The following is a 13564-nucleotide window of genomic DNA, read 5'->3' as shown; positions in this document are numbered from 1 at the left end:
CGGATGACGTCTCAGGCCCACTGCTCCAAGCCCGAACTCACCCGCAGATTCTCATTCCGTGTGGGTCAAGGGGTCCCAGCAGGCCGACGAGCAGTTGGAGCCGTTCGGCGTCAGGGCTGTCGTCGGCGGCGGTGCAGACGATGAGGGCGGGGCCGGGGTTGCCCGGTATCGGGTAGGCGTCCCAGTCCAGGTTCAGGTCGCCGACCCGGGGGTGGTTGAGGCGCATTTGGCCGCGAGTCGGTTCCTTCACGTCGTGGAGGGCCCACTGGGCAGCGAACTCGTCGCTGTGGACGGCCAGCTCACCCACCAACTCGACCGCGCGCGGGTGACCGGGGTCGGCGGCGACCTGTATCCGCAGCATTCCGATCAGCTCGGCGACGGTGGCTGCGCGGTTCGGGCACGCCCGGTCGGCCTCGGGGTGCAGGAACAGCGCCAGCAGGTTCCGCTCCCTCTGCGGCTGCCGGGTGAACTCACCCAGCAGGGCACCGCCGAGCGGGTTCCAGGCCAGCACATCCAGGAAACGGCCGACGACCAGAGCGGGCGAAGTCATGCCGCGCAGCAGCCGCAGCGTGGTGTCCGGTACCTCCTCGGGCTCGTACGAATGCGGCAGACGGGCCGGTGTACGTGCGGCGGCGGCCAGGCTGTGCAGGTGGCGGGTCTCCTCGGCGGAGAAGTTGAGGGCGCGCGCGAGGGCATCCAAGACCTGTTCGGAGGGCCGTACGTCGCGTCCCTGCTCCATGCGCTGGTAGTAGTCCGAGCTCACCCCCGCCAGCAGGGCCAGTTCCTCCCGCCGCAACCCGGCGACGCGCCGCCGCGGGCCGGGCTCCAGTCCCACGTCCTGTGGTCGCAGCCGGGTTCGGCGGGTGCGCAGGAACTGGGCGAGTTCGCGTCGGGGGTCGTGGCTCATGGCGTGGGAGGAGTCGGTCACGGCGCCAGTATGCCGCCGGTGCGGCCCGCGAGGGTGGGTCTGTCAGACCCATGACAAGGGGAACGACCGTTATGCCGTGCGAAGCGTCCAGCATCGGACGCACCACAGCCGGTCACGGAAGGACAGCGACATGAAGGCCGTTCAGATCACGAGTTTCGGTGCGGCGGACGTACTGCGGATCAATGACGTGGATCGTCCCGCTCCTCGCGCCGGTGAGGTACTGGTGTCGGTGGAGGCGTCCAGCGTGAACGGGCACGATGTGATCGTCCGTGCGGGAGAGTTGAAGATGGTGTCGGGACGCCGGTTCCCGATCGGTGTGGGACTGGACTTCGCGGGCACCATCACCGCGACCGGCGCCGATGTGGCGGGATTCAGGGCAGGGGAGCAGGTGTGGGGCATGGTGCATCCCCGGCAGCGGCACTCCGTCGCCGGGGCGGCCGAGTACGTCGTCGTCTCCGCGGACCGTATCGCCCACGCCCCGGCGGACCTCTCGTCGGTCGAGGCGGCAGCCCTGGTGGTGGCGGGTTCCACGGCGCTGATCGCGCTGCGCGACAGCGTGCACCTCACGAGCGGGGAACGGATCCTGGTACGGGGTGCGGCCGGCGGAGTCGGCACGGCCGCCGTGCAGTTGGCACACGCCATGGGCAGCCATGTGACCGCGCTGGCCCGCGACCGCCACGCCGAGCTCCTGACCGACCTCGGCGCCGACGAGGTCCTCGACTACGGTTCCACCACCTCGGACCGGATCGGGCCGTTCGACGTCATCGTGGACACCGTCGGCACGGAACTGCACTGCTACCGGAGCCGGTTGGCCAAGGGCGGCCGGATGGTCACCGTCGGACTGTCCCCGTCGGCCCTGGCCGCGATCGCCGCGTCGAGCGTGCACGGTTCCCGCCGCATCCGCACCTTCAGCGCCAACCCCGAAACCCCCCTGCTGCGCGACCTGGCCGACCAGGTCACCTCCGGCTCGCTGCGCCCGGTGATCGACAGCGTGTATCCGCTCGCGGACATCGCCGCGGCGCACGAGGCGTTCGAGCACGGCGGCGTCGTGGGCAAGCACGTGGTGACAGTGCCGCGCGACTCCGTCTGACGGGCCGGTCAGTGGGGCGTGGTGCGCAGGTCGATGCCGCGGATCCGGGCACACGGACAGTCGACTCACAGCCGGTCAAGGACGTCACCGGGGTTGAGGAACATCGGGGTGTTCCTGGACAACTCGACCGACGTGCCGGCCGAAGTCGTCGACTACCTCGCCGAGCAGCTCGGCATCAAGGACACGGAGTTCGCCGAGGCGGAAGCCGAGTTGCGGGTGTGGGTCGACGCGCGGGCCTGGACGACCGGTGAGGGCCCGAAGGCGCTGTTCGAAGCGGCGGTGGGGTGCTGGGGTTCGCGTACGCGCCGCAGCTGGCGGACCTGCCGGACCAGAAGATGTGGCGCGTCGACCGCACCGCCGACTGCGGCGCCTTCACTGACGCTGCCCGTGGTCGGGTGGACCTCGCCCACATCGAGCGGCGGTGGGAGGACATCCTGCGGATCATCGGCTCCATCCACACCGGCGCCCTGCGCGCCTACGACGTCATCCGCATGCTGTCCCGGGACGGGCGGTCGACCCCGCTGGGTGACGCGATCGCGCACAGATCGGCGCCCTCGGCCTGGTCCTCAACGCCGTCGTCCTCTGCCCGGCGGCCCCCGTCCCCTGCGGGACCCGCACACCGTTGACGACGAGTGAAGAATGTCCCGCCGAGTTCGTCGTCGCCGTGACCCTGGTGACCAAGGCCAGCGGGTACAGCTCGTTCTGAGGGAAGGGCCGGCCTGCGCAGATCAGCCGGTTTTGATCGTTCCGACATCATCACGGCTGCGGCCCCGCCAGGTACCACGCCACGGAAATCTTGTCCGCCGTCTCGGGCCCGCCATCGGCCGTTACGTCGGGCAGGCCTCTCCGCACCCGTGCACTGGATCTGGCATCGACCCAGGTCAGCGCTTCCCTCCGGAGGAGATGCACCGATCTATCTCTTCTGCCACCTTGCAGCACAGCACCCCAGGTGGAGAGCCCGTGGCCAGTCGCCGCCGACGCCCTCGCCGGGGCCTTCGTCGTTCGGCGGGACGGATCAGCCGCCCAGGTCTACGGGTCGGCCCGGATCACTGGTCCACTCGAAGAGCGAACCGTCGTAGATCGCCACGGCGGGCTGCCCGACGACGTACGCGGCGAAGGCCACGAGGGAGGCGGCGATGCCGCCGCCGCAGTATGTGATCGGGCGACCTGACCGCAGCAGACTGGTCGTGTCCAGCTTTTCGCGGAGTACCGCTGGGGGAAGAAACGTGCCAGTTGCCGGGTCGAGCAGGGAATCGAAGGGCAGGTTCTCGCTGCCAGGGATACGGCCCCGGCGGGGATACGGATTGACTTCCTGCTCGCCGCGGAAGGTCGCGGGGTCCAGGGCGTTGACCAGACACACGGCTTCCTGATCGCGGGTGGCGACTTCCTCCGTGCCCGCAGCCAGCGCGGGGCGGAAATGGGCGGTGAAGCGGCCGGGGTCGGGGATCCGTGGCCCTGACTCGACGGTCAGCCCTGCTGTTGTCCACGCGCGCTTTCCCCCGTCGAGTACGGAGACGTTGTCGTGGCCGAATACCCGAAACAGCCACCACAGGCGTGTTGCCCAGGCTCCGCCCGAGTCATGGACGACCACACGCGAGGAGTTGCCGATGCCGAGGCGGCCGGCCTGCTCGGCGAAATACTCACCGGTGGGAAGCGTGCAGTCGAATGTCGCGTCCGGAGCCGACAGCGCGCCCGGAACGTCAGCGAAGACGGCGCCGGGGATATGGGCTTCCTCGTACGCCTCGCGCATGGGAGTAGCCATGTAGCTGCCGGTCGATTCGTCGAGTACCAACGACGTCGAGGCGTCCAGGACCCGCAGCCGCGGGTCGTGCAGGGCCTCGGAAAGCTGTTCGGCACTGAGTAGAGCGGGATGCTCTGGTGTGGTCATGGGTGTTTCCTCTCCTCCGTGGTTCGTGCCCGCGACGCTGACGGTGGGCTGGTCAGGAGAGGTTGCCGTCACAGAGGGCCTGGTAGATGGCGGTGGTGTAGGCCGCGGCCCGCTGTGATCCGAGGATGTCGGCCCCCATATTGTTCATGACATAGCTGATCGTCATGCGCCGGTCGAGGTCCATGATCGCCATCGAGCCGCCCCAGCCACCCCAGAAGGCGATGCGGCCGTCAGGGATCCAGGACAGGGTGCGCCGGTCGGGCAACGCGTATCCGATGCCCCATCGCAGATGCAGTCCGCTGACGAGGTCCGCACCGTTGGACTGCTCATTGAAGATGAGTCCGACGGTGTCGGGCTTGAGGAGCTGACCGTGCGCCGAGGCGCCTGCACGGGTGATGGGGGCGAGAATCTCGGCGATCGCCAGAGCGTTCCCGTGTCCGTTGGCCGCGCCGAGGTCGGCTGCGCGCCAGGCTGGGGTGTTGGCCGCGCCGGCTTCGAATGAGGGACCGGTGAAGGTCCTGTAGGCGACGGTGTCGTGATCGAGCGTCGAGGGATCGAAGTCGAGTGTCGGTGCGATGACGTCGGCGACTCGTTCGACGTCGGCGCCGCGCAGCCCGATCTGGAAATCGGCGCCGCTCGGCTGGACGATGTGCTGGTGCACGAATTCGCGCAGCGACTGGCCGGTCAGGCGGTGGATCAGCTCGCCTGTCAGATGGCCGTAGTTGAGGACGTGGTAGCCGGAAGCCGTGCCGGGCTCCCACCAAGGCTTTTGAGAAGCCATCCGGGCGGCCGCCGCGCGCACGTCGTACAGGTCCTCAAGCCGCGCGGGGTGATCCAGGCCGGACACGCCCGAGGTGTGTGACAGCAGATGCCGCACCTCGACATCCTGCTTGCCGTTCGCGGCGAACTCGGGCCAGTAGCGGGCGACCGGCGCGTAGACGTCCAGTTCGCCGGCGTCCACGAGCAGCAGGGCGGCAAGGCTGGTCACGGTCTTTGTGATCGACCACACGTTGGTGATCGTGTCGCGTCGCCAGGGCTGCGTGCGTGCTGCATCGCGATGGCCGCCCCACAGGTCCACCACCTGTTGGCCGTCGACATCGACGACCAGCGACAGGCCCACCTCGGCGCCGCTGCGCAGCTGGTCCTCCACGGCGTAGCGGACGGATTCGAACGTTGGGCTGACGGTTCCGTTCAGTTCGGTCATGCCGACATCGTCAAACCTTGACGCTGGTGTCAAGGTCAAGCGGTAGTGTGCTGATATGCGTATTGGCGAGCTGGCTGCCCAAGCAGGTGCCTCTCCGCGACAGGTGCGGTTCTACGAGGCAAAGGGCTTGATCACCTCGACCCGTGGGCCCAACAACTATCGCGACTACAGCGAAGCGGCCCTGGGCCGCGTCCAGCAGATCCGCGAACTGCTGAACGCCGGCCTGTCGACGCAGGCAATCCGCGGGATCCTGCCCTGTCTGGAATCTCCGCGCGATCCGATCGTCTTTGAAGGCGTCACATCGGAGACGGTGGCGGCACTCGAACGCGAACGTGACAGGCTGACCGAACGCATCGACATCCTGGCCCGCAACCGTGACGCGATCGCCGACTACCTCACCGAACTCCGAGTGCGCGCGAACTGATGACCCACGTTTCTCTGTCGGTGATCACGCCCAGATGGTTCTGTCGACCTTCTGGTCGCGGACTCCCGCTGACCGCCCCAGGTCACCGCCTGGTGTCGCCGGGCGCGAGCAGACCGGTCACCTCGGCGACGGCATCCGGAGAGGCTCGAAATAGCGGCGGACGTTCTCCGGCTTCCGATGCCTCGACTTCGCCATCAGCATCAGCAGGGATGCGCCCTGCTCGCCGAGATGGGTCAGGCCGGAGTGCCGCCACTCGTGCAGATCCCAACCCGTACCCGGCCCGCGCCCAGTGGTGTGTTCGTCCAGCAGAACGCGGGCCTGGCCGTACGACAGCCGGACGAGCCCCGGTGCCTGGGCACCGTCGCGCGGGCTGACGACCAATGAGCGTCACGATGCCTCTGGGAGCGTCGTTTCAGCGTCAGGATATCGCCCGGAACGCCCACGGCGCACATAGCGCACACCCCGCGAACCCGCAGGTCAGACGGCCTCTGCGGCCGGTTCAAGGGTCGCCACGCACTCCACGTGGTGCGTCATCGGAATCAGCTGGAGTCGAACGCGGCCATCGTGCGCTTCTCCGCGAATCAACCTGCATCAAACTGCAAAGAATCAAACCACCACCTACAGACCACTCGATGACCGCGCGCCAGGCTTCACGACCACGCCTGCCTCTTCGATACTGAGTGCGCCGGGCACGGGGAAGGATCGGACCGAAGGCAGCCTGACGCCCCATCAGGAAAGTCGGCATGAAGTCAGCAACACCCCCGCCGGGGAGCGCCATCGACCGTCACAGACCGCCAGGGCGTACAGCCCACGACACATCGGTTGACCAGGTAGAACCCAGCTCAGAAGCCTGGGTGGTAATCGTTCGAGGAGGATCCGTTGAGAATGCTCATCAATGTCCCGGAGACCGTGGTCGCCGATGGTCTGCGGGGGATGGCCGCCGCGCACCCCGAGCTGTCCGTCGATGTGGACAACCGTGTGATCGTACGCCGTGACGCCCCCGTCGAGGGAAAGGTGGGGCTCGTCTCGGGCGGTGGTTCCGGGCACGAGCCGCTGCACGGCGGGTTCGTGGGGCCCGGGATGCTCTCCGCCGCCTGCCCGGGTGAGGTCTTCACCAGTCCCGTGCCCGATCAGATGGTGCGGGCCGCCGCCGCTGTCGACGGTGGCGCGGGTGTGCTGTTCATCGTCAAGAACTACACCGGGGACGTCCTCAACTTCGACATGGCCGCCGAGCTGGCCGAGGACGAGGGCATCCGGGTCGGCAAGGTGCTGGTCAACGACGACGTCGCCGTGACGGACAGTCTCTTCACCGCGGGCCGGCGCGGTACGGGTGCCACCCTCTTCGTCGAGAAGATCGCCGGCGCCGCCGCCGAGGAGGGCGCGACGCTGGAGCGGGTCGAGGCGATCGGGCGGCAGGTGAACGAGAGCTCGCGCAGCTTCGGTGTAGCCCTCAGCGCCGTGACCACTCCGTCCAAGGGCAGCCCGACCTTCGACCTGCCGGACGGCGAGCTGGAGCTGGGCATCGGTATCCACGGCGAGCCGGGGCGTGAGCGGCGCGCGATGATGACGTCGCGTGAGATCGCCGACTTCTCCGTCGACGCGGTCCTGGAGGATCTGCGCCCGTCCGGTCCGGTGATCGCGCTGGTCAACGGCATGGGTGCGACGCCGCTGCTGGAGCTGTACGGCTTCAACGCCGAAGTGCAGCGGGTGCTGGCCGAGCGGGGCGTCGCGGTGGCCCGTACGCTCGTCGGCAACTACGTGACCTCGCTCGACATGGCCGGGTGCTCGGTGACGCTCTGTCAGGTCGACGAGGATCTGCTGCGGCTCTGGGACGCGCCGGTGCGGACGCCCGCACTGCGCTGGGGTCGTTAGGTCCGTCTCCGGTGGATCTCCGCCGGCCCGGACCTCACCCGGCGGGCGGGCACATCCGACACGTACGCCCGACGCTCTTCGAGGAGACCTTGTGTCCGACCAGGATTCCGAGCCGGTGCTCGACGTCGAATTCTTCCGCCGCTGGCTCACGACGGCGGCCGCTTCCGTGGAACGGGAGGCGGACCATCTCACCGAGCTCGACTCGGCGATCGGCGACGCCGACCACGGCAGCAATCTGCAGCGCGGCTTCCGGGCCGTGACCGCGGAGCTGGAGAAGGCGTCGCCGGCCACGCCCGGCGCCGTACTGATCCTCGCGGGGCGGCAGTTGATCTCCACGGTGGGCGGGGCCTCGGGTCCGCTGTACGGGACGCTGCTGCGGCGTACGGGCAAGGCGCTCGACGACTCGGCCGAGGTCACGCCCGCCCAGCTGGCCGAGGCGCTGGGCGCCGGGGTCGCAGCCGTGGCGCAGCTGGGCGGCGCGAAGGCCGGGGACAAGACGATGATCGACGCGCTGGAGCCCGCGGTGGCGGCGCTCGGCACCTCCTTCGCGGCCGCGGCGGCAGCCGCCGAGGACGGCGCCGTGGCCACGGTGCCGATACTGGCCCGCAAGGGCCGGGCCAGCTATCTCGGTGAGCGCAGCATCGGGCATCAGGACCCGGGGGCCACGTCCTCGGCGCTGCTGATCGCGGCTCTCGCGGCGACGGCGGGCGAATGAGTACCGAGAAGCACGTCGGCGTCGTGCTCGTGTCGCACAGCCGGGCGGTCGCGGAGTCCGTCGCGGAACTGGCCGTCGGGCTCGCGGGCGGTGGAACGACCGCTCCGGTGGCCGCCGCCGGCGGCACTCCGGACGGCGGGCTCGGGACGAGTTCCGAACTGATCGCGGGGGCGGCGGCCCGGGTGGACCGGGGCGCGGGCGTAGCCCTGCTGGTCGATCTCGGCAGTGCCGTGCTGACGGTCAAGTCGCTGGTGGCCGAGGGCGACGAACTGCCGGAGGGCGCACGGCTGCTGGACGCGCCCTTCCTGGAAGGCGCGGTCGCGGCCGTGGTGACGGCGTCGGCGGGCGCGGACCTGGACGCGGTCGAGGCGGCGGCCGTGGAGGCGTACAGCTACCGCAAGGTCTGAAGCCGCCGGGCCTCGGAACGGTACGCGGGGAGAGACGGGCCACACTTTGTGCAACTGGTTGCATAAAGCGTGGTGGGCGGGCTACTACTGGAGCGCAGCCGTCGCGCGAGGAGCCCCGCATGAACCCGTACCCGACCCCGTACCCCCATCTGCTCAGCCCTCTCGACCTGGGGTTCGTGACCCTGCCCAACCGGGTGCTGATGGGGTCGATGCATGTCGGCCTCGAAGAGGCCGAGAACGGCTTCGCCCGCATGGCCGCCTTCTACGCCGCCCGCGCACGAGGCGGCGTCGGTCTGATGGTGACCGGCGGCATCGCGCCCAACGACCGGGGACGGCCCTACGAGGGCGGCGCCCGGCTCACGACCGAGGCGGAGGCCGAGCGGCACCGGCAGGTGACCTCGGCGGTGCACGCGGCGGGCGGCCGGATCGCGATGCAGATCCTGCACTTCGGGCGGTACGCCTACCACCCGGACCTGGTGGCGCCGAGCGCGCTCCAGGCTCCCATCAGCCCCCATGTCCCGCACGCCCTCACCGACGACGAGGTGACGGAGACGGTCGAGGACTTCGTACGGGCGGCGGAGCTGGCGCGGCTGGCCGGGTACGACGGCGTCGAGGTCATGGGTTCCGAGGGCTATCTCATCAACGAGTTCATCGCCGCGCGGACCAATCTGCGCGAGGACCGGTGGGGCGGTACCTACGAGAACCGGATCCGCTTCCCGGTGGAGATCGTCCGCCGTATCCGCGAGCGCGTCGGTCCCGACTTCATCCTCATCTACCGCCTGTCGATGCTCGATCTGGTGCCGGGCGGGTCCTCGCTCGGCGAAGTCGTCACGCTGGCAAAGGAGATCGAGGCAGCGGGCGCCACGCTGATCAACACCGGGATCGGCTGGCACGAGGCGCGCATCCCGACGATCGCGGCGTCCGTCCCGCGCGGCGCGTACACCTGGGTGACCAAGGCGCTGATGGGGTCCGTCTCCGTACCGCTGATCACCAGCAACCGCGTCAACACACCAGAGGTGGCCGAGCAGTTGCTCGCCGACGGGCGCGCGGACATGGTCTCGATGGCCCGCCCCTTCCTGGCCGATCCGGACTTCGTCGCCAAGACGCGTGACGGGCGGGCCGACACGATCAACACTTGTATCGGCTGCAACCAGGCCTGCCTCGACCACACGTTCAGCGGGAGGATCACCTCCTGTCTGGTCAATCCGCGGGCCTGCCACGAGACCGAGCTGGTCCTCTCCCCCACCCGGCGTGCCAAGCGGGTCGCGGTCGTCGGGGCCGGTCCCGCCGGGCTCGCGTGCGCCGTGTCCGCAGCCGAACGGGGGCACCACGTCACGCTGTTCGAGGCGGCGGACGAGATCGGCGGGCAGCTCAACGTCGCCAAACGGGTCCCCGGCAAGGAGGAGTTCGACGAGACGCTGCGCTACTTCCGTGGCCGGCTCGCGCGGCTCTCGGTCAACGTACGGCTCAACACCCCTGCCACGGTGGGTGAGTTGGTGAACGGTACGGCCGGATACGACGAGATCGTCGTGGCGACCGGTGTCACACCGCGTACACCCCGGATCCCCGGCATCGACCATCCGCGCGTGCTCAGCTACCTCGACGTACTACGCGGCGGCGCCGCCGTCGGCGAGCGCGTCGCGATCATCGGGGCGGGCGGCATCGGCTTCGACGTGGCCGAATTCCTCACCGACAGCGGCGAGCGGGCGAGCCTGGACCCGGACGTCTACTTCCGGCGGTGGGGAGTCGACCCCGACTACCGCTTCCCCGGCGGACTCGGAGAACCCGTACGGACGAAGCCGCCGCGGACGGTCCACCTGATCCAGCGAAAAACGGGAAAGGTCGGCGCCGGGCTCGGCAGGACCACCGGGTGGATCCACCGCACCGAACTGCGCCACCGGGGAGTCACCATGATCGCGGGCGCCGTCTACGACCGGATCGACGACGAGGGGCTGCGTCTGACGGTCGACGGCACCCCCGCTCTCCTGCGCGTGGACACGGTCGTGCTGTGCGCGGGGCAGGAACCACGGCGCGAGCTGTACGACGCGCTCCGCGCGGCCGGCGCCTCCGCGCATCTCATCGGCGGGGCGGACGTCGCCGCCGAACTGGACGCCAAGAGCGCCATCGACCAGGGGACGCGGCTGGCCGCCACGATCTGAATCGATGGCCGGAACTTTTAGGATGCGCTCATGTCCCTCCCGCACGCCATCCTCACCGCCCTCCTCGAAAGACCCTCGTCGGGCCTGGAGCTCGCCCGGCGCTTCGACCGCTCGATCGGTTACTTCTGGTCGGCGACGCATCAGCAGATCTACCGGGAGCTGGGGCGGCTCGAACAGTCGGGCTGCATCCGCGCCCTGGACTCCGCGCAGCCCGCCCGGGGCCGGAAGAAGGAGTACGAGGTGCTGCCGGCCGGCCGCGCCGAGCTGGCCGGGTGGGTGTCGGGCAGAGAGGATCCGAGGCCCGTCCGCGACCCGTTGCTGCTCAGGATGAGGGCGGCGGCGGTGGTCGGCACCGACGGACTGCCCGACGAGCTGCGCCGCCATCTCGCGCTCCATGAGCGGCAGTTGGCCGAGTACACGGACATCGAGGCGCGGGACTTCGCGCTGAACGGTGAAGTGACCGGACAGGCCGGGGAGATGACGGAACCGGCGAGGCCGACGGAGGCGGACCGGCTGCGGCATCTGGTCCTGCGCGCCGGGATCGACCTGGAGCGTATGTGGGTCGAGTGGCTCACCGAGGCGCTGCGCGGGGCGAGCGCGGCACCGGCGACGTCCGCGACACCCACCGGATCCGACGGCGCGTAACCGGCGTTCGGCGCCAGGCCCCACGCTCCTCGGGCCCCCGCGGTTCGTCCGGCACCGTTCTCGCGCTCCGACATACTGGACCCTCGCGATCAACTGCCGTACGGAACCGGAGGCATGGCCATGGACGACGACCCCGACGGCCGGGAATCCGGCCCCGAGGACCGGACACCTCCCCACCCGCGCACCGGCGGGCCCGCGCGCCACGCCGTGGTGATCGGCGGCAGCATCGCCGGGCTACTCGCGGCGCACGTACTCGCCGCGCACGCCGACCGCGTGACGATCGTCGAACGCGACCGTTTCCCCGACGGGGCACGGCCACGCTCCGGTGTCCCTCAGGGCAGCCACACCCATGTACTGCTCGGCGGCGGCCAGTTGGCGCTGGACACCCTTCTGCCGGGCGTCGTCGCCGAGTTGCGGGAACACGGCGCGCCCCGGGTGGGGATGCCGAGGGACATGGTCCAGTGGCAGGCGGGCGCGTGGTACCGCCGTACGCCCTCCACCGACCATCTCCTCACCCCCACCCGCCCGCTGCTCGAATGGGTCGTACGGCGCAGGGTCCTGGCGGATCCGCGGATCAGCACCGTGGAGCGTACGGAGGTCGTGGGTCTGCTCGGCAACGCGTACCGGACGACCGGCGTACTGCTCCGGGAGCGTGGAGCGGGCACGCGCGGAGCCGACACGGCCGGAGCCGACACGCACGGAGCCGACACGCACGGAGTCGGCGCGAAGGAGAGAACCGGGAACGCGGCGAAGAACGGAACCCCGTCCCGTGGCGGCGTCGTCACCCGCGCGCTGGCCGCCGATCTGGTCGTGGACGCGTCCGGCCGCGGTTCGCGGGCACCCGCCTGGCTCTCGGCCGTCGGCGCCGAGCCGCCCCCGGAAGAGACCCTCGACAGCGGACTCGTCTACGCCACCCGCGCCTACCGCCCCGGCAAGGACGACGGCACCACCGACACCATCGGGTACTACGTGGTCCCCAACCCCGCCCAGTTGTCCGGCGGAGTCGCGCTGCCGATCGAGGACGGCCGCTATCTCGTCACGTTCTCGGGGCTGCACGGCAGTGAACCCCCTTCGAACGAGGAGGAGTTCGCCGACTTCGCCGCGTCGCTCCCGCATCCGTTCCTGCACGACTGGCTGATGCGGGCCGAGCCGGACTCGCCCGTGCGCTCCTTCCGCAACATGGCGAACGTACGCCGCCGGTACGACTGTCCGGGCCGCCGCCCGGCGGGCTTCCTCTCGACGGGCGACGCGCTGTGCGCCTTCAACCCCGTCTACGGGCAGGGCATGACCGTGGCCGCGCTCAACGCCGTCGCGCTGGGCGAGGCGCTGGGCGACCGGCGCCGTACGCCCACGACCCTGCGCGTGCAGCGGGCGATCCTCGCCTCCTCGCGGCAGGCCTGGGACATCTCGGCCGGGGCGGACAAGAAGATGCCGGGAGTCGTCGGCAACGCGACCGGCACGAGCGCGGCCGACCGGCCGTCGAACTGGTACCTGACACGTGTGCAACGGCGGGCGGGCGGCGATCCGGTGGTCGGTACGGCGTTCCGTGCGGTGCTGAACCTCAAGGCTCCGCTGAGTGCGCTGTTCGCGCCGCGTGTCGCCCGCGCCGTGCTGTTCGGTCCTGTGCCACACACACCGGCCGGGCCGCCGATGTGGCGGGAGTCCGAAGGCGAGCCCCGGGACACCTGATAACTTCTACATCACTGTAGAAACAGCTACTGTCCGCGCCGGCCTTCCCCCCGGCACGGGCGGCCCGAGACATACGGAGCACTCATGGCCCTGTGGGATCGCATCAAGGAATCCGCCCAGACGATGCAGACCCAGCTGGAGGCGAAGAAGAACGACCTCAAGAGCGGCGCCTTCCGCGACGCCAGCATGGCGATGTGCGCCCTGGTCGCGGCGGCCGACGGTTCCATCGACCCGGCCGAGCGTCAGCGCGTCACGCAGCTGATCACCGGGAACGACGTGCTGCGGAACTTCCCGCCCGCCGATCTGCAGAGGCGCTTCGACGAGTACCTGAACAAGCTCCTCGCCGACCCGGCGATCGGCAAGATCGATGTGCTCCAGGAAGTCGCCAAGGCGAAGAAGAAGCCGGCCGAGGCGCGTGCCGTCGTCCAGATCGGCATCATCATCGGCGGCGCCGACGGCAACTTCGACGCGCAGGAGCGGGCCGTCGTACGCGAGGCGTGCCTGGCGCTCGACCTCCAGCCGCAGGAGTTCGACGTCTAGCAA

Annotated in this window: 12 protein-coding genes and 2 pseudogenes; 10 read left to right on the top strand and 4 right to left on the bottom strand. The window is 69.9% G+C overall.

What is annotated here, in order from left to right; translation table 11 throughout:
- Positions 1-37: 37 nt before the first annotated feature.
- Positions 38-907 (bottom strand): helix-turn-helix transcriptional regulator, encoded by an 870-nt coding sequence (locus tag OIE74_RS36255; protein WP_329392560.1) that lies wholly within the window; start codon positions 905-907, stop codon positions 38-40.
- A 151-nt stretch (positions 908-1058) separates the two neighbouring features.
- Here OIE74_RS36255 and OIE74_RS36250 point away from each other — a divergent pair, with 151 nt between their 5' ends.
- Together OIE74_RS36250 and OIE74_RS36245 are read left to right on the top strand one after the other, a co-directional pair.
- Positions 1059-2018: an NAD(P)-dependent alcohol dehydrogenase gene (locus tag OIE74_RS36250; RefSeq protein WP_329391424.1), complete on the top strand. Its 960-nt coding sequence runs from the start codon at positions 1059-1061 to the stop codon at positions 2016-2018.
- Positions 2019-2308: 290 nt separating this feature from the next.
- Positions 2309-2560, top strand: a pseudogene (locus OIE74_RS36245) (Tn3 family transposase); the annotation flags it as partial.
- A 473-nt stretch (positions 2561-3033) separates the two neighbouring features.
- Here the strand turns inward: OIE74_RS36245 and OIE74_RS36240 are convergent.
- Together OIE74_RS36240 and OIE74_RS36235 are read right to left on the bottom strand one after the other, a co-directional pair.
- Positions 3034-3906: a sulfurtransferase gene (locus OIE74_RS36240; RefSeq protein WP_329391420.1), complete on the bottom strand. Its 873-nt coding sequence runs from the start codon at positions 3904-3906 to the stop codon at positions 3034-3036.
- 52 nt (positions 3907-3958) lie between these two features.
- Entirely contained in the window at positions 3959-5110 is a 1152-nt protein-coding gene (locus OIE74_RS36235; RefSeq protein WP_329391418.1) for a serine hydrolase domain-containing protein, read from the bottom strand.
- Between the two features lie 55 nt (positions 5111-5165).
- On the opposite strand from OIE74_RS36235, the gene OIE74_RS36230 reads away from it, so the two are divergent.
- Entirely contained in the window at positions 5166-5534 is a 369-nt protein-coding gene (locus OIE74_RS36230) for a MerR family transcriptional regulator (RefSeq protein ID WP_329391416.1), read from the top strand.
- An 82-nt stretch (positions 5535-5616) separates the two neighbouring features.
- Here OIE74_RS36230 and OIE74_RS36225 read toward each other — a convergent pair.
- Positions 5617-5912: pseudogene (locus tag OIE74_RS36225) on the bottom strand (site-specific integrase); the annotation flags it as partial.
- A gap of 501 nt (positions 5913-6413) precedes the next feature.
- Here OIE74_RS36225 and dhaK point away from each other — a divergent pair.
- The 7 genes from dhaK (at position 6414) to OIE74_RS36190 (ending at position 13561) form a co-directional block, all read left to right on the top strand.
- Entirely contained in the window at positions 6414-7406 is a 993-nt protein-coding gene (gene dhaK, locus OIE74_RS36220; protein ID WP_329391414.1) for a dihydroxyacetone kinase subunit DhaK, read from the top strand.
- 115 nt (positions 7407-7521) lie between these two features.
- Complete coding sequence (dhaL, locus tag OIE74_RS36215; protein WP_329392559.1) at positions 7522-8121, top strand: dihydroxyacetone kinase subunit DhaL; 600 nt, start codon at positions 7522-7524, stop codon at positions 8119-8121.
- The gene (locus OIE74_RS36210; RefSeq protein ID WP_329391411.1) at positions 8118-8528 is read left to right on the top strand and encodes a PTS-dependent dihydroxyacetone kinase phosphotransferase subunit DhaM; all 411 of its coding nucleotides are present in this window, start codon (positions 8118-8120) and stop codon (positions 8526-8528) included. The genes dhaL and OIE74_RS36210 overlap by 4 nt, the downstream gene beginning before the upstream one ends.
- A gap of 119 nt (positions 8529-8647) precedes the next feature.
- On the top strand, positions 8648-10687 hold the full coding sequence (locus tag OIE74_RS36205; RefSeq protein ID WP_329391409.1) for an NADPH-dependent 2,4-dienoyl-CoA reductase: 2040 nt from the start codon (positions 8648-8650) through the stop codon (positions 10685-10687).
- Positions 10688-10717: 30 nt separating this feature from the next.
- A complete protein-coding gene (locus tag OIE74_RS36200) occupies positions 10718-11332 on the top strand; it encodes a PadR family transcriptional regulator (protein ID WP_329391407.1) in 615 nt (204 codons plus the stop codon).
- 120 nt (positions 11333-11452) lie between these two features.
- Complete coding sequence (locus OIE74_RS36195; protein WP_443076396.1) at positions 11453-13021, top strand: monooxygenase; 1569 nt, start codon at positions 11453-11455, stop codon at positions 13019-13021.
- A gap of 84 nt (positions 13022-13105) precedes the next feature.
- The gene (locus tag OIE74_RS36190) at positions 13106-13561 is read left to right on the top strand and encodes a tellurite resistance TerB family protein (RefSeq protein ID WP_329391403.1); all 456 of its coding nucleotides are present in this window, start codon (positions 13106-13108) and stop codon (positions 13559-13561) included.
- Positions 13562-13564: the final 3 nt, after the last annotated feature.

Origin of the sequence: Streptomyces sp. NBC_01716, from assembly GCF_036248275.1 — a bacterium.
Taxonomy (GTDB): Bacteria; Actinomycetota; Actinomycetes; order Streptomycetales; family Streptomycetaceae; genus Streptomyces.
This window is presented reverse-complemented; position numbering and strand designations above follow the sequence as displayed.